The sequence below is a fragment of the Corynebacterium sp. LK33 genome (assembly GCF_014334955.1).
Taxonomy (GTDB): Bacteria; Actinomycetota; Actinomycetes; order Mycobacteriales; family Mycobacteriaceae; genus Corynebacterium; species Corynebacterium jeikeium_D.
In genome coordinates this window covers 140,359-165,067 of record NZ_PDGU01000007.1, presented here as the reverse complement: position 1 = coordinate 165,067, position 24,709 = coordinate 140,359, and the positions used below count along the sequence as shown (strand labels likewise).

General features: G+C 57.5%; 18 protein-coding genes. 3 read left to right on the top strand and 15 right to left on the bottom strand.

The window, feature by feature from the left end:
- Positions 1 to 47: 47 nt before the first annotated feature.
- The 6 genes from CRD20_RS01620 to glnA (CRD20_RS01595) form a co-directional block, all read right to left on the bottom strand.
- The gene (locus CRD20_RS01620; protein WP_070546241.1) at positions 48 to 707 is read right to left on the bottom strand and encodes a hypothetical protein; all 660 of its coding nucleotides are present in this window, start codon (positions 705 to 707) and stop codon (positions 48 to 50) included.
- Between the two features lie 309 nt (positions 708 to 1,016).
- Positions 1,017 to 1,307, bottom strand: a complete 291-nt coding sequence (locus CRD20_RS01615) for a PspC domain-containing protein (protein WP_187404720.1) — start codon at positions 1,305 to 1,307, stop codon at positions 1,017 to 1,019.
- 52 nt (positions 1,308 to 1,359) lie between these two features.
- A complete protein-coding gene (locus CRD20_RS01610; RefSeq protein WP_048732581.1) occupies positions 1,360 to 1,554 on the bottom strand; it encodes a PspC domain-containing protein in 195 nt (64 codons plus the stop codon).
- Between the two features lie 163 nt (positions 1,555 to 1,717).
- Positions 1,718 to 3,175 (bottom strand): type I glutamate--ammonia ligase, encoded by a 1,458-nt coding sequence (gene glnA / locus CRD20_RS01605; RefSeq protein WP_048732579.1) that lies wholly within the window; start codon positions 3,173 to 3,175, stop codon positions 1,718 to 1,720.
- A 72-nt stretch (positions 3,176 to 3,247) separates the two neighbouring features.
- The gene (locus tag CRD20_RS01600) at positions 3,248 to 4,420 is read right to left on the bottom strand and encodes a tyramine oxidase subunit B (protein ID WP_187404719.1); all 1,173 of its coding nucleotides are present in this window, start codon (positions 4,418 to 4,420) and stop codon (positions 3,248 to 3,250) included.
- 959 nt (positions 4,421 to 5,379) lie between these two features.
- A complete protein-coding gene (glnA, locus tag CRD20_RS01595) occupies positions 5,380 to 6,816 on the bottom strand; it encodes a type I glutamate--ammonia ligase (protein ID WP_048732575.1) in 1,437 nt (478 codons plus the stop codon).
- Between the two features lie 404 nt (positions 6,817 to 7,220).
- Between glnA (CRD20_RS01595) and CRD20_RS01590 the strand changes: the two genes are divergently transcribed.
- On the top strand, positions 7,221 to 7,739 hold the full coding sequence (locus CRD20_RS01590) for an RDD family protein (RefSeq protein WP_016423046.1): 519 nt from the start codon (positions 7,221 to 7,223) through the stop codon (positions 7,737 to 7,739).
- Positions 7,740 to 7,741: 2 nt separating this feature from the next.
- Here the strand turns inward: CRD20_RS01590 and CRD20_RS01585 are convergent, their stop codons facing one another.
- The 7 genes from CRD20_RS01585 to CRD20_RS01555 all read right to left on the bottom strand — a co-directional run bounded on the left by CRD20_RS01585 (position 7,742) and on the right by CRD20_RS01555 (position 18,463).
- On the bottom strand, positions 7,742 to 9,361 hold the full coding sequence (locus tag CRD20_RS01585) for an aspartate:alanine exchanger family transporter (protein ID WP_180802898.1): 1,620 nt from the start codon (positions 9,359 to 9,361) through the stop codon (positions 7,742 to 7,744).
- Between the two features lie 267 nt (positions 9,362 to 9,628).
- Positions 9,629 to 10,408 carry a DUF4191 domain-containing protein gene (locus CRD20_RS01580; protein ID WP_005511046.1) on the bottom strand — a complete coding sequence of 260 codons (780 nt, stop codon included), beginning with the start codon at positions 10,406 to 10,408 and terminating at the stop codon, positions 9,629 to 9,631.
- Positions 10,409 to 10,501: 93 nt separating this feature from the next.
- On the bottom strand, positions 10,502 to 11,560 hold the full coding sequence (gene lipA, locus CRD20_RS01575; RefSeq protein WP_049192902.1) for a lipoyl synthase: 1,059 nt from the start codon (positions 11,558 to 11,560) through the stop codon (positions 10,502 to 10,504).
- 9 nt (positions 11,561 to 11,569) lie between these two features.
- The gene (gene lipB, locus CRD20_RS01570) at positions 11,570 to 12,373 is read right to left on the bottom strand and encodes a lipoyl(octanoyl) transferase LipB (RefSeq protein WP_016423043.1); all 804 of its coding nucleotides are present in this window, start codon (positions 12,371 to 12,373) and stop codon (positions 11,570 to 11,572) included.
- 152 nt (positions 12,374 to 12,525) lie between these two features.
- The gene (locus CRD20_RS01565; protein ID WP_016423042.1) at positions 12,526 to 14,151 is read right to left on the bottom strand and encodes an inorganic phosphate transporter; all 1,626 of its coding nucleotides are present in this window, start codon (positions 14,149 to 14,151) and stop codon (positions 12,526 to 12,528) included.
- Positions 14,152 to 14,720: 569 nt separating this feature from the next.
- On the bottom strand, positions 14,721 to 16,751 hold the full coding sequence (sucB, locus tag CRD20_RS01560; RefSeq protein WP_187404718.1) for a 2-oxoglutarate dehydrogenase, E2 component, dihydrolipoamide succinyltransferase: 2,031 nt from the start codon (positions 16,749 to 16,751) through the stop codon (positions 14,721 to 14,723).
- Positions 16,752 to 16,924: 173 nt separating this feature from the next.
- On the bottom strand, positions 16,925 to 18,463 hold the full coding sequence (locus CRD20_RS01555) for a leucyl aminopeptidase (protein ID WP_187404717.1): 1,539 nt from the start codon (positions 18,461 to 18,463) through the stop codon (positions 16,925 to 16,927).
- Positions 18,464 to 18,685: 222 nt separating this feature from the next.
- Here CRD20_RS01555 and CRD20_RS01550 point away from each other — a divergent pair, with 222 nt between their 5' ends.
- Together CRD20_RS01550 and CRD20_RS01545 are read left to right on the top strand one after the other, a co-directional pair.
- Entirely contained in the window at positions 18,686 to 19,801 is a 1,116-nt protein-coding gene (locus CRD20_RS01550; RefSeq protein WP_016423039.1) for a branched-chain amino acid aminotransferase, read from the top strand.
- 489 nt (positions 19,802 to 20,290) lie between these two features.
- Positions 20,291 to 22,168: a VWA domain-containing protein gene (locus CRD20_RS01545; RefSeq protein ID WP_187404716.1), complete on the top strand. Its 1,878-nt coding sequence runs from the start codon at positions 20,291 to 20,293 to the stop codon at positions 22,166 to 22,168.
- Positions 22,169 to 22,729: 561 nt separating this feature from the next.
- Here the strand turns inward: CRD20_RS01545 and CRD20_RS01540 are convergent.
- On the bottom strand, positions 22,730 to 23,602 hold the full coding sequence (locus CRD20_RS01540) for an adenosylcobinamide-GDP ribazoletransferase (protein WP_187404715.1): 873 nt from the start codon (positions 23,600 to 23,602) through the stop codon (positions 22,730 to 22,732).
- Positions 23,603 to 23,607: 5 nt separating this feature from the next.
- Entirely contained in the window at positions 23,608 to 24,645 is a 1,038-nt protein-coding gene (gene cobT / locus CRD20_RS01535) for a nicotinate-nucleotide--dimethylbenzimidazole phosphoribosyltransferase (protein WP_049190512.1), read from the bottom strand.
- Positions 24,646 to 24,709: the final 64 nt, after the last annotated feature.

Below are 24,709 nucleotides of genomic sequence, written 5' to 3'. Positions count from 1 at the left end.
AAGAGCGTGCCACCCGGCACGCTCAAAATCTTTCGGTTCGTGTAGAACTACTTGTTCTCGTAGGAGTCGGAGTAGTTCTGGCCGTCCTCAGAGGTCCACTTCATGGTGTCCTTAGTGAACGGCTGCTCCCAGCCGTTTTCAATCTCCGACTCCGGTGCGGTCGGCAGACCAATCTCGTTTTCCAGTGCACCGTTGGCAACCCAGGTCTCGCGAATCTTACCGATCAGCGGCTGTGCACCATTAGTCTCTGGGGACTCAACGAAGGTGACGTTCTCGTATTCAGCGGCAACCGCGTCGCCGACCTTCTTAGCGGACTTGAACTCGCCAGCCTCAGAATCGTACGGGGAGGTGAAGGAAGAAGCTGCCTCGGTGATGGACTCAGGCAGGTCAGCCTCTGCCACATCCTCGCCAGCAGCGTCGCCCAGCCCCAGACCGTTCATAGCCTCGCCGGCCTTGTCCTTAGCGCCATCAGCAGCCTCGCCGGCCTTGTCCTTAGCGCCATCAGCAGCCTCGCCAGCCTTGTCCTTAGCTCCGTCCATAGCGTCGCCAGCCTTATCAGTGGCGTCGGTTGCTACCTGGCCCGCCTGATCCTTGGCGTTGTTAGCAGCATCCTGTGCGTCATCGGAAGAACATGCAGCCAGGCCGCCGAGAAGAGCGGCGGAGCCAACGATTGCGGTAGCGATACGGGTCATCTTCTTGTTCTGCATTTCAAAACCACTTTCTTGAGAGCTAACTAAGTTACCTATTCAATTATTGGCATCTTCCACTATTTGTCCGAATTAAATTCAAAGAGAAATTGACAATTCTTTTGAATATCGGACATTCGAAGATGGTGTGGCTTCAAAGCCGTACAGAAAGAACACTAGGTAATTCTGGGGCCTGTGCAAGTCAAATGGCGCGAATCTGTGCACTCTATGCTCTATTTGTTACCGAATTTGCGTGATTGCGAAATTGGAATAGTGCTGGTGAGGGCGTTGCGAGTAACGGAAAGGTATCAATCTTATTAAGCTTGACGTTTATTGCTTATTTTCTTTCTCTGCGTGGTTGGAGCCGCGGGCATCGTCGTCAAGCGTGTACTCGCCATCTGGCAGGACGAACAAGGCCAAGAGGTAAAGAGCTAGGAACCCAGCGCCAATCTTCCAGCCAAGCATCGATCCAACGCAGGGAAGGATGATGTAGACCATTCGTGTGAAAGTGATATCCCAGCCTTGGCTTTCCGCGATTCCTGCGAGGACGCCACCGAGGAGGCGGTCATTACGCGAGCGGTAAATCTTCTTGGTGGATTTTTCGGGAGCGGCGTCGCTCATTAGATAAATACTCCAAGGTATGGCTATTTAAGTATATTTCGGCAGATCGCGCTTATACGTAAGTTTCCTTCGGCATGATGATCCATGCTGCGAGATAGAGAAGAAACTGCGGACCAGGCATCAGGAAAGACGCGACAAATATAACGCGCAGCAAAGTCGCATCCCAGTTGAAATACTCAGCGAACCCACCGAGCACACCGGCAACCATTTTGTTATTGGTGGAACGGGTCAGTGACTTGTTGTTCATAACAATCAAGGGTAGCCCCAATCCGTTTAGTTCGCAGTGGTGCTAGCTCTACTCAATGTGCCGACTAAAAACAGCGTATCCCAGCTAAAAAACACCGCTACCCCAAGACAGTTAGGTGGGGTAGCGGTGTGGGCGTCGTCAAGCGAGCTTTACGGGGCGAATGCTAGCAGTCGTAGTAGAGCTCGAACTCCTGCGTCGTCGGGCGCAGACGTGCCGGCATAATCTCCTGCTCGAACTTGTAGCGGATATGCGCGTCGATGAGATCCTGTGTGAAGACATCGCCGGCAAGCAGGAACTCGTGGTCCTCTTCCAGCGCCTTCAGCGCACCCTCCAGCGAATGCGGGACGGTGGGGACGTCCTTGAGTTCCTCTGGTGGCAGCTCGTAGAGATCCTTGTCAATCGGCTTGCCAGGCTCGATGCGGTTCTTGATGCCGTCGAGACCAGCCATCATTGCGGCGGTGAAAGCCAAGTACGGGTTGCCCGACGGGTCCGGAGCGCGGAACTCGATGCGCTTGGCCTTCGGGTTTGCGCCGGTAATCGGGATTCGGATGGCGGCCGAGCGGTTCTCCTGGCTGTAGACCAAGTTGACGGGAGCCTCGAATCCCGGAACCAGGCGGTGGTAGCTGTTCATCGTCGGGTTGGTGAAAGCCAGGACTGCACCGGCGTGCTTCAGGATGCCGCCAATGTAGTAGCGCGCCATGTCGGACAGGCCGCCATAACCGTTTTCATCGTGGAATAGTGGCTTGCCATCCTTCCACAGTGACTGGTGGATGTGCATACCAGAGCCGCCATCGCCGGCCAACGGCTTCGGCATGAAGGTAGCGGACTTCTGGTTGAACTTGGCGGTGTTCTTCACCACGTACTTGAAAGTCTGCATGTCATCGGCGGCGTGCAGCAGGGTATTAAAACGGTAGTTAATCTCCTGCTGACCGCCCGAACCCATCTCGTGGTGGGATCGCTCAACATGGAAGCCAACATCCTGCAGGTGCTCGCCGATTTCGTCACGAAGATCCTGCATGTGGTCATACGGAGCAGTAGGGAAGTAGCCGCCTTTGGTGCGCACCTTGTGGCCGAGGTTGCGCGATCCGTCCGGGTTTACCTTCACACCGGAGTTCCACCAGCCCTCAACCGAGTCCACCTCGTGGAATGACTTGTTTGAACTGGAGTCGTAGCGGACGGAGTCGAAGATGTAGAACTCTGCCTCAGCGCCAAAATTACAGGTATCGGCGAAGCCCAGTTCGTTCAGGTAGTTCTCGGCCTTGCGGGCAATATTGCGCGGGTCGCGACTAAACGGCTCGCGGGTGTGCGGGTCATGGACGAAGAACTTCATGTTCAGCGTCTTCGACTTGCGGAACGGGTCGATGAAAGCCGTGTCCAGGTCGGGCAGCAGCATCATGTCGGAGTTATCCACCGAGGTGTAACCCGCAATGGACGATCCGTCGAAGGCGAGGCCCTCGTAGGCTGAGTCCTCATCAAACTCGGATACCGGAACGGTTAGGTGCTGTTCGATGCCGGGAACGTCGGTGAACTGGACGTCTACCCAGCGAATGTCATTGTCCCGGATGTATCGTTGGATTCCTTCCGGAGTTGTCTGGTCACTGCTGGGTTTGAACTTACCCATTGGTAAAACTCGCCTACTTCGCGTCTAGCTTGTTGAGCTTACTAATCGTGTTGTCGAACTTACTGGTCACTATTACTTCAGCAGCGGAACATCCCACAGGTTCAGCTTGGTGCCGATGCCCTTTGCCAGGGCGTTGTCGTAGACATCGGTGGCCCAGGCGACGTCCTCGACTGGCATGCCTCCGATGGAGTAGCAGAAGATCTGCTCGTCGTTCTGGCGACCCGGGGCCTTACCGGAAGCGATATCACCAATGTTGACAAGCTTCTCGGCGGGAAGGGTGCCCTCTTCCTTCATGTCCCACCAGCGGTTACCCGGAATACCGAGCAAGCGCTCATAGGTCACGTCTGGGCCGTTCTCGTTGAACCACTCTTCGTACAGGCCGGTGTAGTCAACGACGAGGTTGCAGTCGTCGGAACGCACGAAGTCGTCGTCGAGGCGTGCAGCGGCTGGCATGAGCAGCAGCGCGCCGGGCTTCAGGTACTCCTTCTTAAAGTACGGGAAACCGGACGGGCCATCGGAGGAAGTCGAGGTGCCGGCGATGAGGATGTCGGAGTCGCGGATGGCCTCTTCTTCGGTCTCGACGATACGGACCTCTTCCAGCTGCGGGAACTCGTTCTTAATCCAATCCACAGCCTTCTGGGTCGAAGCCTGGGAGCGGCCCTTGACCTTAACCTTCTTAATGCTCGGACGCTGCGACATAGCGGAGCCGAGAATGGTGCGGCTCATAACACCCGGGCCAATGATGCCAACGACCTCGGCGTCTTCGACGGCCAGGTGCTTGACGCCGACACCCGGAACAGCGCCAGTGCGGTAGGCCGACAGGAGGTTTGCCGACATGACAGCCTTCGGGGCACCCGTAATTGCATCGTTGAGAATGAACAGGTGGATCGAACGTGGCAGGTCGTTCTGGCGGTTATCGGCATTGGAGCCGTACCACTTCACGCCTGCGCCGTTGAAGCGACCGCCGAGGTAAGCGGGCATTGCCATGAAACGACGGTCAGGGCCATTTGCCGGCATACCCTCATGGATTGGGTTATCCGGGAAGTTGATCTGGGCACCGTGGGAGTTAGCGGAAGCGCCGGCCATGCGGTAGTCGCCGTCAGCCAGCAGAATCAGGGTTTCTTCCATGGTCTCAACACACTTGGCGAAATCCGTGACACCAGCTTCAACCATGTCAGGTTCGCTGAGGTAGAGAAAATCAATGCGAGTTGAGTTTTCTGGGTTGGCAGCGTTTTCGTTAGTCAAGAATGCTCAAATCCTTCTTACTGTTCATCGGCCACCCTATGCGGCGGCTGTGCTTAAGAAATTCCAGATGCATGCTCTCCAGAATCAATCAAAACGCCTCGGCGTGGGCTCTCGAGGCGCCATTTCCGAGGGGTATGTCGTACCACCATACGGAAAAACCACAGCGTAGGGGGCGTTTACGCAGTTTTCAGCACGCCATTTCTGCTTTACGACGGTCACAGCGACAGAGCCCAATTTCCGTCAATAAGTTGCCCGTAATAACTACTTCGACATGCACAATTGATACTTTTTGAGAACGATTACAGATGAGTGAATTATCCTCCCACGCATCAATGTTTATGAACTTTGTCACATGTCATTAAGTTGCGACACATTTCTGGTTCAACGGGCGTGATTGCCTGCATCCTACCTTCGCAGCATGCCCCATCCGCTCTTGGTGTTCGCCCCCCTTGCGGTGTCCCTCGCATCCGTCCCTCGTGTTGTCCCTAGCGCCACCCTCGCACTTATGGGCAGTTTTCTGGCACTTATCGACGATTTTTCGTCACTTATCGACGATTTTTCATCACTTATCGACGGCTGTCCGGCACTTATGCGCACGGTATCCTCCCCACCCTGTCACTTGTCGATGCGCTGTTCACTTATGGCCACGCTATAGCGCATCGACAAGTGAATATTGCATCGATAAGACTGGGGCGGAGAGCGTGCAACTCTACTCGTGCAGGAGTCGCGGCCCTTTTGTGGTGGTGTATGGCCCTGTTCAGGGGAGTGGCCCGGAACCGCGCACAAATTCGTGCTCACATACGCGCGCGTATGCGGGCCCAAGCACCCACAGCCAGCATGACCGCAACGAAAAACCGCCTGACCACATTAACTGTGGTCAGGCGGCATCTAACAAGCTCGTTGGGCGGCCACTAGGAGCAATGGGGGCTGCTTGCTGTGGCCGTCGTGAAGCGAAAACTTTAGCAGTCGTAGTACATTTCGTATTCCTGCGGAGTGGGGCGCAGGCGAACCGGCTCGATCTCGTTTTCGTACTTGTAGTCGATGTAGGTCTGGATGAGGTCCTCGGTGAAGACATCGCCCTCGAGCAGGAACTCGTGGTCATTGCGCAGGGCCTCGAGTGCGGCCTCGAGAGAGGTCGGAGCCTGCGGGATGTCGGCAGCTTCCTCCGGCGGGAGCTCGTAGAGATCCTTGTCAACCGGAGCGTGCGGCTCGATGCGGTTCTTCACGCCGTCCAGTCCGGCCATCATCATGGCAGCGAAGCCAAGGTACGGGTTGCCCGACGGGTCCGGGGCACGGAACTCGATGCGCTTTGCCTTCGGGTTGGAGCCGGTGATCGGAATGCGAACAGCGGCAGAGCGATTGCGCTGCGAGTAGACCAGGTTAATCGGAGCCTCGAAGCCCTTGACCAGGCGGTGGTAGGAGTTCAGGGTCGGGTTGGTGAAGGCCAGTACCGCACCTGCGTGGTGCAGGATGCCGCCGATGTACCAGCGAGCGATGTCCGACAGGCCTGCGTAACCGGCCTCATCGTGGAACAGCGGCTTGCCGTCCTTCCATAGCGACTGGTGAGCGTGCATGCCCGAGCCGTTGTCGCCAGCCAGCGGCTTCGGCATAAAGGTGACGGACTTGCCCTCTTCCCAGGCGGTGTTCTTGATGATGTACTTGAAGGTTTGCAGGTCGTCTGCAGCGTGCAACATCGTGTTGAACTTGTAGTTGATCTCCTGCTGGCCACCAGTGCCGACCTCGTGGTGGGCGCGCTCCAGGTCGAAGCCGGCGTCAGCGAGCTTCAGGCACATCTTGTCGCGCAGGTCCTGGTAGTGGTCGTACGGAGCGGTAGGGAAGTAGCCGCCCTTCAGACGGGTCTTGTAACCCAGGTTTGCAGAGCCGTCCGGGTTCTGGTCCTTGCCGCGGTTCCACCAGCCTTCGATGGAATCAACTTCGTAGAAGCCGCGGTTGGTGTCGGTCTCGAACTTGACGTTGTCGAAGATGTAAAACTCCGCCTCAGCGCCGAAGAAGCAGGTGTCGGCGATGCCGGTAGAGATGAGGTATTCCTCCGCCTTCTTCGCGACGTTACGCGGGTCGCGGGAGAACGGCTCGAGGGTAAACGGATCGTGGACGAAGAACTTGACGTTCAGAGTCTTTGCCTTGCGGAACGGGTCAATGCGCGCGGTGCTCAGGTCGGGCAGCAGTGCCATGTCGGACTCGTCGATGGAAGTGAAACCACGAATCGAGGAACCGTCGAATGCCAGGCCTTCGGCCATCGCGTCCTCGTCAAATGCGGATGCCGGGATGGTGAAGTGCTGCTCGATGCCGGGAACATCCGTGAAGCGGACGTCTACGAACTCGACGCCCTCTTCCTTGATATACGCGACTACTTCCTCGGGAGTTTTGAAGGACATGTGCGGTCTCCTTAGTTGGCCTTGTTTAGTACGCAGCAGGGAATTCTTGCACGCTGTTTCGTGCACCTGCCGCGCTGTCAAGGACTGGCCGGTTGACGCCTTCAAGCTTAACGAACCACGCATTCATTCTGGAATTAGAACCACGAATTTCTGGCATGGCGCGTGAGGAATTCGCCAATACGGAATGGGTTACGCAAATAGGGAGTAAGTTATCTGTTTGTGGAAACACGGCAATATCCTGCGCATTCGCGTCACACACGCTTTACGACGCGCCTTTAGCTCCCATGCTGATAAGAAAATGGAAAAGGCGACGCAACATCGCCCCCGGATTACCCCCGCACGCGCTGAATGGCTGTCCCAGCCCGTGATTTGATAGCCGGATTGCTGCATTAGACTATGAACCCATGGAAGAAAAGCACAGTTGGCTAGATGGCCCTCAGATTCCGGGAGAGTTCGATAATCCGGACAAGCTCTCGGACTATCCCGGCCAGGCATTGGGTCTTGCCCCCGATGGCCCAGGATCGCAAGCGACGTTGATGCGTCGCGTCGGCGGCATTCTCATTGACTGGATTATTTCCTTGATGATTGCCGGCGCTTTTTCGATGTTCTTCGGCCCGAGCGAGGCGCAGATTGACCAGTTCGGGGATTCGTTTATCGCCTGGCAGTCATTCCTTGCGACCTATTCGCCAGTTGTCTTCCTCATTATTGGCACGGTGTCGGTTTGGCTGTTCGCCCGCACTCCGGGCCAGTGGATGATGAAGATGGGTGTCGCTCGCGTGGACAAGCCCGGCGAGCGAGTTGGCTTTGTTCGTGCCTTCTTCCGCAGCTTGCTTACTCTTTTCTTGCTGCCGCCAGCAATCACCGACTCGGATATGCGCGGCATGCACGACCGTGCCACTGGCACGGCCGTCATTTTGGGTTAGCGCTATAGCACCAACACGACCAGGACCTGGGCGAGAATAATCTTCATGATCATGGCCATTGGATACACCGTTGTGTATCCCATTGCCGGCAACTCGTTCTTGGCCTGGTCGTTGACGTATGAGAGCACTGCCGGGTGAGTCTGCAAGCCCGAGAGGATACCCGCAGTTTGGCCGAATGGAATCTTCAGCACACGGTGACCGACAATGAGGGTCAACAGTGCGGAGCTAAACGCGATGATGGCGGCAAGACCCAGAACTGTCAGTGATGCCGGGTCAGACAACGCAGCCTGGAATCCCTTACCGGCAGTGGTGCCGATACCAGCCAGGAACAGTGCTAGACCCATGGTGCGGAACGCCAGGTTGGCCGAGTAGGGGATAGGCCAAACCAACGGGCCAGTGCGACCGACAGCACCCAGAATCAGCGCCACAACCAGTGGACCACCAGCGGATCCCAGGGCTAACGAGCTGCCGCCCGGAAGCGGAATCTTGATGAGACCCACCAAGACACCCAGCGTAAGCCCAAGGGTGAGCGGCAAGAGGTTGACGTCGGAAAGCTTCTTGTAAGAGTCGCCGAAGAACTTTGTTGCGTCCTTGATTTTCTCTGGCGGTGCAACTACGCGGACGCGATCACCAAGCTCTAGGCGCATGTTTGGTTCCGCGACGATGTCGTGGTCGCCGCGGCGGATACGCGTAATGATCATGCCATCCATGCGAGTCTGAAGCTCCGCGATGGGTACGCCAACCACGTCAGATGCAGAGACGAAGATGCGGCGGAAGTCCAGGCGGCCGTCGTGTGTCGGATCGCCTGGCATAAGCTCGCCAAGGTACTCGGCGGCACGAGCAATTTCTTCCTCTGTACCGACGACGGAAATAATATCGCCGACGGAGACAGTGTCACCCGGTGATGGGATGTAGAGGTGGCCCTTGTACTCAATGCGTGAAACCGTAATGTCCAAACCGAACTTCGACGGAAGGTCAGTGATGGAAGGCAGGTCGTCCTTGAGGATCTTGATGTCCCGAGTATGCAGCGGAAGCGCGGCGACACCTGCGTCAATAGCTTCCTGGTCGTGATCGACACGGAAGACCTTCGACATAATACCGATAGAGGCAATCACTGCCAGCACGCCGATTGGGTAGGCCAGGGAGTAACCAATCACCGGCATATCGTGCGCAGCGGCCAGCTCGCCCTTATCCGAAATGAGGCTAGGAAGAGCATCGACGATTGCTGCCATAGCCGGGGTGTTGGTCAGGGCGCCTGTGAAGGCGCCTGCGCCTTCCACCGGGTCGATAGGCAAAAACTTGATCAGCAGGAAAGACTCGATGGTGACAACTGCGAGCACACCAATGCCGAACAGGTTGTGCTTGATGCCGCGCGAGCGTAACGAGCTGAAGAACTCGGGGCCCGCCTCCAGCCCGATGGTGTAGACGAATAATGCCAGGCCCACGATGTAAATCAACGGGGAGATTTGAATTTCCGGCTCAATAGTCGCGAGGATAAGGCCGACGAAGAGGACGGCAGCCACGCCAAGCTTGAAGCCGAAGATCTTGATCTGGCCAATTGCCAGGCCAAGAAACAAAATCACTAGAAGCGCTAAGAGTTCATTTTCAGCCAAGAGTTGCACATATCCCATGGTGGCACAACTAGCAGTAATCTTCATTAAGCATTGTTTCCAGCAAGGATACGACCTTTGCTGACAGCGTGATAAGTGAGAGCAATCACTTCAACAAGACATCAATAACTGTGTGTGAAGACATGGCTTTAGGCATCGTTTTAAAGCTTTAAAGCACAAAAAAAGGGGGCCCGAAAGCCCCTTTTTTCTGCTTCAACCTAGATTGCCCCTCGGTGGGTTGCCCGAGCAACCGACCCTGGTGAAACCTAGCTAAAACCTCTAGTGCTTCTTGCCGCGATTGGCGGCACGGCGCGCACGACGGTTCATGCCGGCCTGTGGGTTAGCGCCCTTCGGCATTGGACCCTTGGGCATGTTCGCGCGCGCATCGCGAATACGGTCCATCGACTGGATGCGCTCATTCAGAGCGTTAGCCTGATCCTTATTCAGGTTGCGCGGCAAACGCATGAGTTCGCGCTGCAGCTTCTTCGGCGGGACCTGGCCCTCGTCGCTACCAGCAATCATGTCGTAAATCGGAGCTTCGCCCGCAATGCGTGCCAGCGACTTCTTTTCACGAGCAATCATCTGCTTGACGCGGTTCGGATCACCTTCACCGACCAGCACAACACCGGCGTTACCAATAACACGGTGAACAGCATCCATGTGCTGATTAGCGACAACACCGGTCTTGACGTGCCAGACATAGCCAACGCCCTGACGCATATTGTCCAGCGTCCACGCCGCAGCGCCGGCCTGGCCTTCCGCCTCTGTGTAGAAGGACGCCTCAAGACGCTTAGAGAAGATGTACATCGCGACCATAAAGCCGATCGAGATACCAATAATCGTCAGAACCCAGGGCCAGACTCCACCAATGAGCAGACCAAGCAGTAACAGCAGGATAATTGGACCGAAGAAGCCCAGCGCCATGTAAGGCACGAGCTTGTTGTCCCGCGAGCGCTGCAGCTTAAACGCCTGCCACATCTGGCTACGAGTCTGCTTACGCTGAGCGCGCTTGGCGGCGCGGTTCGCCTTCTTCATTTCTTTCGCATCATTGGTCGCCATAATCACCAACTTTAGGGCATGCGATGTAGTTTTAGGCAATAGACCGCGCCGTAGCGCCGTTTCGCTTTACGACGGCGCTGCGGCCGTCAGCCTCTAGGAAGCCGGAATAGCCGAAGTGACTGGCGTATCCTCCGATGCGCCATAGCGGTCGAGCAGAGTCGAGGCTTCCTGAAGCGCGAGGTTGTTGTCGTTGTCGTCGGCAAGCGCGGACAGATGCGCCGGCAGTTCCTGACCGCGGTGCGCCAGTGCGCGGGCGTAGAGCCGTCCAGCGCGGTAGGAAGAGCGGACCAGCGGGCCGGACATGACGCCGGCAAAGCCCATCTCTTCAGCGGTCTTGGAGAGCTTGACGAACTCCTCCGGCTTAACCCAACGTTCAATTGGATGGTGCAGTGGAGTGGGGCGGAGGTATTGAGTAATCGTCAGAATATCGCAGCCGGCATCGTGCAAATCCTGCATAGCGGAGATGATCTCGTCATAGGTTTCGCCCATGCCCAGGATGAGGTTGGACTTGGTAACCAGTCCAGCTTCGCGAGCGCGAGTGATGAGTTCCAAGGAACGCTCGTAGCGGAATGCGGGGCGGATGCGCTTGAAGATACGAGGCACCGTCTCCACGTTGTGGGCGAAAACCTCAGGCTTGGCATCGAAGACCTGCTGTGCTGCAGATTCGTCGCCACGGAAGTCATCGACAAGGAGCTCGACTCCGGTATTCGGGTTGAGTTCGTGGATCTGGCGGCAGGTCTCAGCGTAGAGCCAGGATGCACCGTCGGGCAGATCGTCGCGGGCGACACCGGTGATAGTGGCGTAACGAAGACCCATCTCGCGGACGGATTCCGCAACACGACGCGGCTCATCCTTATCCAATGGGTCGGGCTTGGCTGAGTTAATCTGGCAGAAGTCGCAGCGGCGGGTGCACTTATCGCCGCCGATGAGGAAGGTGGCCTCGCGGTCTTCCCAACATTCGTGAATGTTCGGGCAGCCAGCCTCCTGACAGACCGTGTGCAAAGAGGCACCCGAGACACGGTTTTTCATGTCCTTGTAGCTGGGGCCCGGACGAACCTGGTTGCGAATCCACCGGGGCTTGTTCTCGATAGGGGTCTCGGCATTTCGTGCCTCGACGCGCAGTAACTTACGTCCTTCTGGCTTAACAGTCACAGTTTCATCCTACTCTTTTGTTGATGAGTACTCGAATATGCCGGTGGTGGAGTTGTGCTTCACCCGGTGTGGCAGGTCCTTCGTGGGGTCGGGCGCGGAGCCGAAGGAATGGTCGGCAACGGTCAGATGGCCTTCCAAAGCATCTTGCAAATCTGCCAGAAGCGGCTCTGTCATCTCTGACACGCTAACATCTCGGTCAAGCTCCCGGGATAGGGTGGTCACTCCAGCGTCGGAGATGCCACACGGGATGATGTAGTTGTAGAACTCCATAGAGTTGTCGCAGTTCAGACTGAGTCCGTGCATGGTTACACCATGGGTCACGCGGATTCCCAGTGCCGCAATCTTTCGGTCGCTCAGTCCGTTTGATGCGGGAACCCATACCCCCGAGCGGCCATCGATGCGGCCAGCAGCCGCGATGCCAGCTCGGCGAACGGTTTGAATGAGGGCTTCTTCCAGTCTGCGGACGTAGTCCACCACATCGACCGGCTGAGCGAGCTTGATGATGGGATACATCACAAGCTGGCCCGGGCCGTGCCAGGTGATGCGGCCACCGCGGTCGACATCGACGACCGGCAACCCATTGGTAGGACGGTCCTCCGGCTGGGTGCGCTTTCCTGCTGTGTAAAGACTCGGGTGCTCAAGCACGAGAACCTGATCTGGAATTAGGTCTTTCGCACGCTTGGCAGCAAGGTCTGCCTGTAGGTGCCAGGTCTCTTCGTAGTCGACAAGGCCGAGATGTTGAATCTCGATGTCGGAGCTTGATTCCCGAATGGATTTATCTGCGCGAGTAAAAGGTTTTCTTGGGGCAGTCATGGTGGCCTATAGGATACGCCGAAATTCTGTGAGCCTCAGAATCCTTGTTACTTGGATAGCGCCAGACTTACTTGGATAGCACCAGACGTAAAAATACCCCGGTGGTCACTAGAAAGTGACCGCCGGGGTAAAAGTGGCGTGCTTTTGTGGGCTTAGCCGAAGACGACGCGGAGGATGGAAACGGTAATTGCCGAGATACCTGCAGCGGCCGGAAGGGTAATAACCCAGGCCAAACCAATCGGCTTCATCAGGTTCCAGTTAGCGGCGCGGTTAACGATACCGACACCGAGAACGGCACCAATCAGAATGTGGGTGGAAGAAACCGGCAGACCCAGCAGGGAAGCAATCATAACGACCACAGCAGCGGAAAGCTCTGCGGCAAAACCCGATGCTGGGTGGATCTCAGTCAGGCCGGAACCGACGGTCTTGATAACGAAGCGGCCGATAAACCACAGACCGGAGATGAGAGCGACACCCATGGTGGTCATGACTGCCAGCGGAACACCAGACTCGGAAGAGATCTCGTTGGTACGGAGAACATCCAGAATTGCCACGAACGGGCCAAGCGCGTTAGCGATGTCGTTCGAGCCGTGGGAGAAAGCGAACGCAGCAGCGGTGAAGACCTGCATCCAGCTGAACAGCAGGAAGGTGGAACGATCCAAATCCTGACGCTTCAAAGTACGCGCGAAGATGTAAACGGCAAGCCACACTGCGGTGGCGATCATGCCCATAATCAGAAAGTTGTCCAGGCTGGAAAGCCCTAGGTGAAGGTTCTTCAGACCCTTGAACAGCATCATCGCGGAGATGACGATAGAGCCCAGGGCTGCTAGACCCGGAACCCAAGCTTCCAGCGCACGGTGAGCGCGGACATCATCAACCTTGGATTCGATGTGGACGAGCTTGCGGAAGTACTCAGACTCCAGGTCATCCGGAGTCCAGTCGTTGTCACGCATCGTCGTCGCGTCGCGAAGCATCGCGTTGGTGTACGAGATCTGATCGTGCTCAGGGAGCTTTTCGAAGTCGTCGCGGTGCTGCGCCTTGAGGTCCGCCTTTTCCTGGTGGATGGCCTGCAGCTGCTTGGAAGCCTTGTCGTTGTAGACGAGAATCGAGTTCTTAATGCCGCCGAACAGGAGGAACGCGACCAAACCGCCGAGGAGCGGAGAGAGGACCCAAGAAACGGCGATCTGACCAATCTGATCCCACTGGACCATGCTCCAGCCACCCTTGCCGGTGATGAAACCGACCGTCAGTGCGGCACCGACGATACCGCCGACGATGGAGTGGGTAGTGGAGACTGGCCAACCCATGCGGGTGGCAACGAGGAGCCACACTGCCGCGCCGAGAAGCGCGGACATCATGATGAAGGCGAACTCCATCGGGTCCAAACCGTGGATTGCGTTCAGGTCCACAATGCCGGAACGGACGGTGTCAGTAACCTCGCCACCAGCGAGGACGGCGCCCGAAACCTCAAAGACTGAAGCGACAACAAGCGCCTGCTTCATGCTCAGGGTGCCGGCACCGACTGAAGTACCGAAGGAGTTAGCAACGTCGTTACCGCCGATGTTGAACGCCATGAAGACGGCGAACGCGATGGTAATCAGAAGGATTGCCGTATTTGCCTGCGGGCCCACAAAGTCATAAGCCCAGAAGACAAAAATTACGATGTTGATTGCGAGAAGCCCGCCGAAGAAGAGGTGCCACCACTTATCTGAGGAGCTCGATTGCTCAGATGATGTGGTCCCGGTCGACGAACTAGTATTCGCTGGAGCCGAGGACATGCTCCACCTTTCTAAGTTACGTACAGAGAGCAAAAATAGGCACGCCAAAGAAGCCTGCTGTCTAATGATTTCTTAGATTGGTAAAGGCTAATTGCTAACTAGGTGACGGCGAGGTTAACAAATAATGAATTTAATTATCGCTATCTTCAGCTCTCGTCGGTGTAGCTGAAAGCGATAGCCGGAACTGTGTGCGGGGGTGTGTGGTGTTCTCGCATTTCGGCAGGACAAAAAGTATGCGCATTTGCTACTTGCAGCTTTGCTTTCGGTTCGACCCTCCCGCTGTCTGCTAATGGCTTAACGGCGCAATAACAGCACGTTAATTCTTTGTGCCGATGGAGCCTTTGCTAGCTATGTGTGGCTACGTGAAATCTGAGCACTAGCCAAGAATAGGGGGCCTGCGCATTTGAAGGAATCGCTGATTAGGTTCAACTGCGGGACGAATGCGGCAAAAGAAATACCCGCGTCAGCCGCAAAGTGCGACTAACGCGGGCAGGGAAGAGGTAGAACCTCCTGCTAGCAAGCCAGCTAGCTTCCCGCGGCGCTACTACCCCAGGACGGGAGCAAGCTGCTTAGAGCTGCAAATCCGATTCGAAGTTAGCAACCTCGAGGCGATCAACAACGGTCGTCATGAAGCGACCTGCATCAGCGCCGTCGATCAGGCGGTGATCGTAGGTAATTGGCAGGAAGACCATGGCGCGAATACCAATGGCATCTGCCTCATTCTCGGTGACGACTACTGCGCGCTTCTTAATCGCGCCGGTGCCGACCATTGCGGCCTGCGGCGGAACCAGAATCGGAGTGTCGGTCAGAGCGCCCTCGGAGCCGATGTTGGTAATGGTGAAGGTGCCGCCGGACAGGTCGTTCGGGGTCAGCTTGTTGTTGCGAGCGCGGTCTGCGATGTCCGCAATAGCAGCAGCCAGCTCCGGCAGGGACATATCCTGAGCGTTGTGGATGACCGGGGAGAGCAAACCACGCTCGGTATCGACAGCGATACCCAGGTTGACCTGCTCGTGGTAGGTAATCTCCTTGGTCTCTTCGTTCCAGGAAGCGTTGACGTTCGGGTGGCTGACCAGAGCCTCAACGATTGCCTTTGCAAAGAATGGCAGGAAGGTCAGCTTTGCGCCGTGCTTCTTCTCGAACTCAGCCTTCTTAGTAGCGCGCAAATCCCAGATGGCAGTCATATCGGCCTCGTGGACCTGGGTCAGCTGTGCGGAAGTCTGCAGAGACTCGAGGGTCTTGGCAGCGGTGATCTCGCGGATGCGGTTGACACGCTGGGTGGTGCCGCGCAGCTCAGCGAGCTCAGGGCGAACGCCCTTGGTGGACCAGTTGGAGCCGGACTCAGCAGTAGTCTCCTGGCCGCCCTCGGCAGCGCGCAGAACATCCTGCTTACGAATGCGGCCGCCGATTCCAGAGCCCTCGACCTTAGTCAGGTCAACGCCGTGCTTGTCAGCCAGCTTGCGGACCAGCGGGGTGACGTAAGGAACGTCCTTGTTAGCGGAAGGCTTGGATTCAGCCTTCGGAGCCTCAGCCTTCGGAGTCTCCTTCTTCGGCTCTTCCTTCTTTGGCTCCGGCTTGGACTCTGCCTTTGGAGCTTCCTTCTTTGGCTCCGGCTTGGATTCAGCCTTTGGAGCTTCCTTCTTCGGTGCAGCCTTCTTTGGCTGGCCACTGCCAACGCGAGCGATGACCTCGCCGACGTCAACGGTGTCGTCTTCGTCGTAGAGGACCTCGAGCAGGGTACCTGCGACCGGGGAAGGAATTTCGGTGTCGACCTTGTCGGTGGAAACCTCGAGCAGTGGCTCGTCGACCTCGACGGTGTCGCCGACCTTCTTCAGCCAGGTGGTGATGGTGCCTTCGGTGACGGATTCGCCGAGCTCCGGCATCTCAACGTCAGTTGCGTCGCCAGCGTCAACGTCGGTGGAGTCTTCCTCAGTCTCCTCGTTAGCCTTTACTGGCTCCTCGTCCTTCTCGACTGTGGCAGATGCCTCCTCGGCCTCTTCCTTGGCGGCTGGAGCAGCGTCTGCATCGCCAACGCGAGCGATGACCTCGCCGACGTCAACGGTGTCGTCTTCGTCGTAGAGGACCTCGAGCAGGGTGCCTGCGACCGGGGAAGGAATTTCGGTGTCGACCTTGTCGGTGGAAACCTCGAGCAACGGCTCGTCGACCTCGACGGTGTCGCCGACCTTCTTCAGCCAGGTGGTGATGGTTCCTTCGGTGACGGACTCGCCGAGCTCCGGCATCTCAACATCAGTAGCGGAACCGGAGGCAGCCTTCGGTGCTTCCTTCTTTGGCTCTTCAGCGTCTTCCTTCGGAGCCTCTTCCTCGGTCTCCTCAGCGGAATCGTCAGCGCCTTCCGGCTCTTCGCCCGGCTCGCCGACCTTTGCGATGACCTCGCCAACATCGACGGTGTCGTCTTCTTCAAAGAGAATCTCGGTGAGAACACCGGCGACCGGAGATGGAATTTCGGTGTCGACCTTGTCGGTGGAAACCTCGAGCAACGGTTCGTCGACCTCGACGGTGTCGCCGACCTTCTTCAGCCAGGTGGTAATGGTGCCTTCGGTAACTGATTCACCGAGCTCCGGCATCTCAATAGAGGTCGCCATGTTTGTGCACTCCTCGAAAAGTTAAGAAATCTCGTTTTAAGACGGTTATTACAAATTAGCTTACAGGTTGAAAACTCTGCTTGCCCCGTGGGCTGCGCCCGCTTTCGACTGGTGCTTGGAATAGCTCATTCCAGCCATGATTCCAGCCGGGCGGGACGCAGTCGGATGACCGGCTACTTCGTTGCCAAATCCTCAATCACAGAGAACATCGTCCGAACCGGAACACCAGTGCCCCGCTTCGGGGTATAACCATACTCCCCGGTGGTGTTGAAGGCCGGACCGGCAACGTCGAGGTGAACCCATTCAACATCCTCGCCAACGAATTCGCGCAGGTATGCAGCTGCAACACTCATACCGCCAAAGCGAGAGTTCGTGACATTCCGCAGGTCAGCCACCGGCGACTTCAGCGCCTCTGCTAGCTCAACTGGAATCGGCATTGCCCAACCATTTTCACCAATGCTCTGAGACAGCTCTGCAACACGGTCACGGAACTCGTCGTTACCCAGGACACCCGGGGTGCGCTCGCCAAGAGCGACTAGCTGCGCACCGGTCAGGGTGGCGGTGTCAATCAGGTGAGTCGGATTGTCTTCGCAGGCGCGGACAATGGCATCTGCGAGTACGAGGCGGCCCTCTGCGTCGGTATTCAGAATCTCAATGGTCTTACCGCCGTACTGTGTGATGACATCGCCCGGACGGTACGCCTTACCGCCCGGCATGTTCTCCGCCATTGGAACGGTTGCGGTCACTGGGGTGGATACGCCTAGGCGAGCAGCCAGGACGACTGTGGCAATAACAGCCGCAGCGCCGCCCATATCGGAGATCATGTTCTCCATGCTGGCGCCCGGCTTCAGCGAAATACCGCCGGTATCAAAGGTGATGCCCTTACCGACCAGTCCCAGCGAATTCTCTGCCGACTCATCGCCCTTCCAAATCAGGCGCACCAGGCGCGGCCCGCGCGAGGATCCACCCCCCACGGCATTGAGGCCTCCGAAACCGCCGGCGCGCAGAGCGTCGTCGTCAAGCACCTCGACCTCGAGCCCCGCGTCACGGCCTAGCGCTGCAGCAGCGTCAGCAAACGTCTCGGGGTAGAGGTGCGACGATGCTGTATTGACGAAGTCACGCGCGGTGGCAACGGCATCCACAATCGCTGCAGCGCGCTTTACGACGTCGTCATCAGCGCCCAACACAACCACCTTCTGGGTGGCCTCGTTGCTTTCTTCGTCGCTCTTCTGACCGGAGTAAGCGTAAGCGCCCAGCGCAAAGCCCTCGGCTGCAGCCTGCGGATCGATGGCGCCGAGAGTGTTAAAGACCACCTTGGCCTTGGTTATACGGCGCGCAGCGGCGCCGCAGGCACGGCGGATGTCCTCGGCATCCAGGTCCTCAGAACCCACGCCAACGCCCGTGACACTGTCGACATCCAGGCCAGCAGGAGCCGGGATGGTGGTCACGGACTCGGCCTTAGCGCTGGCGGAGACTGCCTCAAAGGAGGCGAGCAGCTGCTCTGCAACCGAACCGATGGCCTCGGGTGCGACCAGCTCGAGGCCATCCTCGCCGTCGATAAGCGCGACGAGGACCGCGTCGGCGTCCGCGGGCAGAGAGTTGTCGGCAGCGATGACCACGCGAGTGCCGATAGCCGGCAGGTAATTGGACAAAACAGCGGCGTTGCGAGAGGCGCCGAGCTGTGCCGAATCATTGTTAGCGGGGACTGACATGTAGTTGCATCTCCTTGTAGTCGTACTATGTGGTACACCACCGTATCCCTATTTGCCGGTTCGTGTCCTTCATCCCTGGACAGCGGACTGACGAGCCAGCGCCACGACTATTGGAATGTACCCGCGCCTAGTGCCCGCGACGCTGACATTGCCCTGACTAACACGGTCTTTCGGGGGCGAGTATTGATACGACTCGATCCTCGACGGTTTAGGATGAAAGACATGTCTGCTTTGGAATTTGCAATCGAACGTAACCCGAATCCACTCTCTGATGCCGAGCGCGAGGAGATTTTGGCCAACCCTGGTTTCGGTAAGCACTTCACCGACCACATGGTCCGAATTGACTGGACTGCAGACAAAGGCTGGCATGGCGCCAAGCTGCAGGCATACGGTTCGATTGAAATGCAGCCGTCTTCTTCGGTCCTGCATTACGGGCAGTCGATTTTTGAGGGACTGAAGGCGTATCGCATGCCGGATGGTTCCATTGTTACTTTCCGCCCGGAGCAGAACGCTCGTCGCTTCCAGCGCTCCGCTGACCGCATTGCAATGCCGCAGCTGCCGGAGGAGACCTTCCTCGAGGCAATCCGCCTGCTGGTTGAAGCCGATGCAGCATGGGTGCCGCCAGCTGGTGGCGAAGAATCCCTGTACCTGCGTCCAATCATGTTCTCCACCGAGAGCACCCTGGGCGTGCACCCGTCGAACTCTTACACCTTCCTGCTCATCGCTTCACCTGCCGGCGCGTACTTCTCCGGTGGCATTAACCCGGTGACCGTGTGGATCTCCCACGAGTACGTGCGTGCCGCGCCGGGCGGCACCGGTGCTGCGAAGTTCGCAGGTAACTATGCAGCTTCGCTGGCGGCTCAGCAGCAGGCAGAGGAAAAGGGCTGCGACCAGGTTGTGTGGCTGGACGCTGTCGAGCGCAAGTACATCGAGGAGATGGGCGGCATGAACCTGGCGTTTATCTACCCGGATGAGAATGCTGACGCTGGTGTTCGGCTGGTGACTCCAGAGCTGTCTGGTTCGCTGCTGCCGGGCATTACTCGGGCATCGCTGCTGCAGGCTGCTCAGGATCTGGGCATGAATGTCGAGGAGCGTCGCATTTCCACCGAGGAATGGAAGAATGATGCCACCTCCGGTGTTATGAGCGAGGCATTCGCCTGCGGTACTGCTGCAGTCATCACCCCGGTCGGTTTTGTGAAGTCCGCTGAGGGCGAGTTCGAGATCAACGGCGGCGAGACCGGTGAGTGGACTATGAAGCTGCGCGAGCGGCTGACCGGTATCCAGCACGGCGAGGTTGAGGATACCCACGGTTGGATTTACAAGCTCGTTGAGGCTTAGTTTCGGCGTAGGTCGGCTAAGAAAAATTTAATAGTGGTTACTAGAATTAGTACTTTCGCAGCCCCTGTTTAGTATTCGCTGGTCAGGGGCTGCGTTTTTGCTTTGCTGGCTCCCCAACGGCTGTGCGATTTTCTCATGGTTCATGAATTGTTCAGACGGCATTTGTTTAGCCGTTAAAAACACCTCTAGCGTGACCGGGGTCACTGTGAAAAACTACCAACACGATTGATTTTTGTAGTTGGGAAAACAGTTTGAGGCGCTGTGATGGTGGTAGTTCAAGACTTTTTTAAAGATAGTTTTTCGTCAAGTAGTTCAAAGCGCCTAAGGGTAACCATCGTTGTCACTCTGTTGTTGGCTGCGTGGACGATTGGGTTTAGTGCGATTCCGGCTCCGGTGGCGGCAGCCCAAGATTCGCCTTCGCCGTCCGGGGTGGAACAGCCCGCTCCTACGGGCGAAGGGGGTACGGGCGAAGCAAAAGCAGAGCTGATCATGGATCTGTCTGGTTCGATGCTTGCCGACGACGCCGGAGGCACCCGCCTCGATGCGGCAAAGCGCGCATCCACGGAGCTGATTGACTCCCTCCCGGATGATGCGCTGCTTGGCATGCTGGTTTATGGCCAGCGCGAATCCAGTGATGAATCCAACCGCGAACGTGGTTGCCAGGACATCGAGGTTCTGTCGCCTGTCCAAAAGGTCGACAAAGAAGGCCTGAAGAGCAGGATTGCCGGGTTGGAAGCTCAGGGCTACACGCCGATCGGCAATGCACTGCGTAAGGCGGCGGATGAGCTTGGCCCAGACGGTGAGCGGTCAATTATTTTGGTCTCTGACGGTATCGACACCTGCGCGCCGCCACCGGTGTGTGAGGTTGCGAAGGAACTGGCAGGGCAGGGTGTTGGCCTGACGATTCACACAGTGGGCTTCAAGGTCGATGAAGAAGCTCGCGCTGAGCTGGAGTGTGTTGCGCAGGTATCCGGTGGACAGAGCATGACTGCGGACGATGCCACCCAGCTCGCAGACCACATGAAGTTCTTAACTCAGCGGTCAGTGCAGGGCTACGAAACCACGGGTACTCCTTTCGAGTTCTCCGAGACTAAGGAAGGCGCGAAATGGCTCGGCGAGGGCAAGTACCAGACGACGCTAGTGCCAGAGGTTGCCCAGCACGATCGCACCCCGCTCTACTACCGAATCGCGGTGCCGAAGGGACACAACGCGATTGTTACCTCAAAGGTGTTAGCGAATATCGATGCTGAGGGTAAGGGCCAGCAGGATGTCCGAACTGAAGTTGACGAAATCATCAATGAAACTGGCGGAAAATGCCAGGACGACGGTCGTATGGGGTCGCTGACTGGCGCCGAAGCTAGTGCCGATTCGTGGACTCCAACTTCGGCCGATGCAAGCGTTCTTGCATGGGATAGTGACCGCATCGAATCCAGTTGCGATCAAACCAAGTGGCTCGTCGCAAATAACGTGTGGGTCTATGACGGTGATTCAGTAGCGGACTATCGTGATGAACCGGTGAAGGTCGAGGTTAGCGTCCAGTTTGAGCCAGTCCTGAAGAAGCAGGATGCTGACAAACTAAATGAGGGGCGGTCTTCTTCGACCGGCGACAAAGCCTACAAAAAGGCCACTTTTGGAGAGGCCAAGCCCGTAAACGGTGGCAATAACGCAGCCCAAGCGCCGGAAGCTAAATCTGGGGATACCATCTCTGACACAATCGTGCCCGGTGAACAGAAGTTCTACAAGATCCCTGTCGAGTGGGGTCAGCGACCAGTGATTGCTGCCCGCACTGGAAATTCGGAGCGCGATAATGCCGATTCCATGGGAGTTGCGCTGTTGAATCCATTCGAGGTTTCCGTGGCGGATGGAACAATGCACTTTTATCAGGATTCCGAGGACCTGAACTTGTCAACAGATCGTCCGGTCGAATACAACAACCGAGAATCTAATGTTGGAGGACGACCTGTAGCCAACGCCGGCTACTACTACGCGACTGTCCGAATGGCTAACTATCGCCCGGATGAAGAGGTCAGTGGCATCGATCAGCCGTTCCAGCTCGCATTCCTCCTGGACAACAAGCCAACTAAGGGGCCTGACTGGCGACCGACTGACAAGAACGGCCCGACTCCATCCGATAAGCCGATTCTGGCCAAGGGAGAGTCGGAACAGGAATCGTCAAAGGACTCGTCAGAAGATGCGTCGAATGAATCTGACTCCTCGGATACGGATTCTCAGGCATCCGCATCCTCGTCGGACATGGAAGATGAGGGCATGAGCCCGTTGGTCATTGGCACCGTTGTAGCAGTGGTCGCCGTGTTTATCGGCATTGCCGGCGCAATCGTCTACCAGAACAAGAAGCGCAAGGAGTAGACAAACCGTAAGATCAGAAAGTTCCTGAGCAGGGGGGGAGGGGAAGGCAGCAAAAGTGTGTCCGCCTGGCGTATCGCTGGCGGGCACATTTTTGCTACTTAGCCACAACAACTGACAACTCCAAGAATTAAGGGCTGCAGATGTGAAACTGTGTGAGTTTATGACACTTTCATGCCATTTTTCAGGCCATTTTTGACATAAACGCAGTCAGTAACTCGCATTGGCCCGCTGTCGCTAACATAACCGCAGTCACTAGCCCCCACTGAACCCAAACCCCACTGAACCTAAACCCCGGGAGTGTCACCCCAACAAAGAAAAGCGCGTCCCGTGCATCGCTGCGGCGGGACGCGCTTTTTTAATTAGCTGGGAGGCTAGAAGGTGTGCTCGTTCTTGGCGCCCCGGCAAACGGTCGGCGCAAAATAATTTGGGCGAGCCCCGAAACGAGCCTCCTGTACTCCGCCTTCCCGGCGGTGTGCCCTCAGAATACGTCCGCGTCAAAGCGACCGTCAATAGTTCTTTTTAAAGAAAACCCCAACGGGGGCAATGCGCGCATTTTCCCTGCTAGAACCCTATGGCAAGTGCCACGGCACAGACAGCGCACGTTATCTCAATGACCGCACCAAACACGTCGCCGTTGACTCCGCCAAACCTCTTCACGCAATGCCGCGTCAGCAGCAGTGTAACGCCAAAGCTCAGTGCACAAGCGACTACGCCCACGAGCCCAACCACCCAGCCCGACACAGCGAGCAGCAGTATCCACCAGCAAGTCACCGTGACTGTGGACTGAGTACCGGCAGTCAGAGAGCCGAAGCCGCTGTTCGAAAAAGGCGGAAAGCCGCGCCAGCAGGCAGTCGTTGCTGCCGCGCGAGAGGCTACAAAAGGCAAGCACAGCGCAACCACACCAGGCCACATCTGACCAGCAGACCACTGCGACAGCACACTAGCCACAATCACGGCAAAAGCAGTCGTCGTCGTCAACATCGTCAGCACGATGGAGCCCACGCCCATTGGGCCGGTGCTCGGATCGCGCAGCACCTCCCGCGCCCCCTCCGGCGGCTTATACGAGCCGAGGGCATCCGCCACATCCGCCAGCCCATCCAGGTGCATCGCGCGGGTCAACATCTGTGCCGCCACCATAGTCAGGGCGCCGCCGAGGAATGGGATGACGTCGTAAAGCGTGGGCGTGCGTGACGACGACGTTGCGAACAGCGCCGCCGTGATGAGAACTGCACCCGCGGCAGGAACGAGCCCAGCTACTGGCAGTGCGGCGATGGCGCGACGGCCGGTGATGCGGTCGAACACGCTCGCGCCTTTGAAAGGCAGGATGGTGAGCCAGGACAGGGCAGTGGTGATGGCCTCAGCGGCGGCATTGCCGTGAGCAGAGGGATCGCCGTCGAGGTTGTCCTTGCGAGACGGGCCGGCTTTGTCGGACAAGTCGATTAGTCCTTGGTGCTTACGCCTGCGTCGGCGAAAGTAGCCATGTTGCGCAGGACCGATACGCCGGACTTGACCAGCGGTAGGGCAGCGACGGCGCCGGAGCCTTCGCCAAGACGCATCCCGTATTCGAGAAGTGGTTCCTTATCCAGGTGTCGAAGGGCAAGCGCGTGCGCGGGCTCTGCCGACTTGTGGCCGGCGACCCACCAATCGCGGGCGCCCGGAGCGAGCTGGTCAGCCAGCAGAGCAGCGGATGTGACAACCACTCCGTCCAAAATCACAGGAGTGCGACGAACCGCTGCTTGCGCCAAGAACGCGGCCATCACGGTCATATCCGGCGAGGAAATACGACGGAGCACCTCAACCGGGTCATTGCGCAGGCGACGCACGCGGAACATGGCATCGCGTACGGCAGCGACCTTGAGCTTCCACCCCTCGTCATCAATGCCAGTGCCTCGGCCGACGACGACCACCGGTTCGGAGTTGGTCACGGCACCAATCAGCGCCGCGGCTGGAGTGGTGTTTCCGATGCCCAGGTCGCCGGCAATGAGCAGGTCAGCGCCTTCATCAACGGCGGCGTCGGCAATCGCGATGCCCGTGCGGATGGCCTTATCGACCTCCTCCTCGCTCATCGCATCCTCGCGGTCGATAGAACCACAGCTGCGACGGATACGGTATGGCCCTTCGGCATCGTGGTCGAGGGAAATGTCCACACCGGTAACAGTGGCTCCCGCGATGTCAGCGATAGCGTTCACGCCGGCACCCTTTGCCTCGATATTGGCAAGCATCTGGATAGACACCTCGGACGGGTACGCGGACACCCCGCCCTGGGCAACACCGTGGTCACCAGCGAAGACATAAACACGACAATCGTCCAGGTCACGCGGAGGGCATTCTCCCTGACACGCCGAAATCCAAATGCCGAGTTCTTCCAACCGGCCAAGTGAGCCTGCGGGCTTAGTCAACTGCTCATGGCGCGCGCGGGCGGCCTGTTCAGTCTCTTCGTCAGGGCGTGCTACCGGTCCAAAATAATCCGCGTTCATACTCTCAAACGCTACCCGAAAACGATTTGTCTACCGACCATTGGTGCACCGTTATTCGCATTGC

Coding starts and splice junctions, on each gene's coding strand:
- CRD20_RS01620 (WP_070546241.1), bottom strand. CDS start 707: ATGCAGAACAAGAAGATGACCCGTATCGCTACCGCAATCGTTGGCTCC.
- CRD20_RS01615 (WP_187404720.1), bottom strand. CDS start 1,307: ATGAGCGACGCCGCTCCCGAAAAATCCACCAAGAAGATTTACCGCTCG.
- CRD20_RS01610 (WP_048732581.1), bottom strand. CDS start 1,554: ATGAACAACAAGTCACTGACCCGTTCCACCAATAACAAAATGGTTGCC.
- glnA (WP_048732579.1), bottom strand. CDS start 3,175: ATGGGTAAGTTCAAACCCAGCAGTGACCAGACAACTCCGGAAGGAATC.
- glnA (WP_048732575.1), bottom strand. CDS start 6,816: ATGTCCTTCAAAACTCCCGAGGAAGTAGTCGCGTATATCAAGGAAGAG.
- CRD20_RS01590 (WP_016423046.1), top strand. CDS start 7,221: ATGGAAGAAAAGCACAGTTGGCTAGATGGCCCTCAGATTCCGGGAGAG.
- CRD20_RS01580 (WP_005511046.1), bottom strand. CDS start 10,408: ATGGCGACCAATGATGCGAAAGAAATGAAGAAGGCGAACCGCGCCGCC.
- lipB (WP_016423043.1), bottom strand. CDS start 12,373: ATGACTGCCCCAAGAAAACCTTTTACTCGCGCAGATAAATCCATTCGG.
- CRD20_RS01565 (WP_016423042.1), bottom strand. CDS start 14,151: ATGTCCTCGGCTCCAGCGAATACTAGTTCGTCGACCGGGACCACATCA.
- sucB (WP_187404718.1), bottom strand. CDS start 16,751: ATGGCGACCTCTATTGAGATGCCGGAGCTCGGTGAATCAGTTACCGAA.
- CRD20_RS01555 (WP_187404717.1), bottom strand. CDS start 18,463: ATGTCAGTCCCCGCTAACAATGATTCGGCACAGCTCGGCGCCTCTCGC.
- CRD20_RS01550 (WP_016423039.1), top strand. CDS start 18,686: ATGTCTGCTTTGGAATTTGCAATCGAACGTAACCCGAATCCACTCTCT.
- CRD20_RS01545 (WP_187404716.1), top strand. CDS start 20,291: ATGGATCTGTCTGGTTCGATGCTTGCCGACGACGCCGGAGGCACCCGC.
- cobT (WP_049190512.1), bottom strand. CDS start 24,645: ATGAACGCGGATTATTTTGGACCGGTAGCACGCCCTGACGAAGAGACT.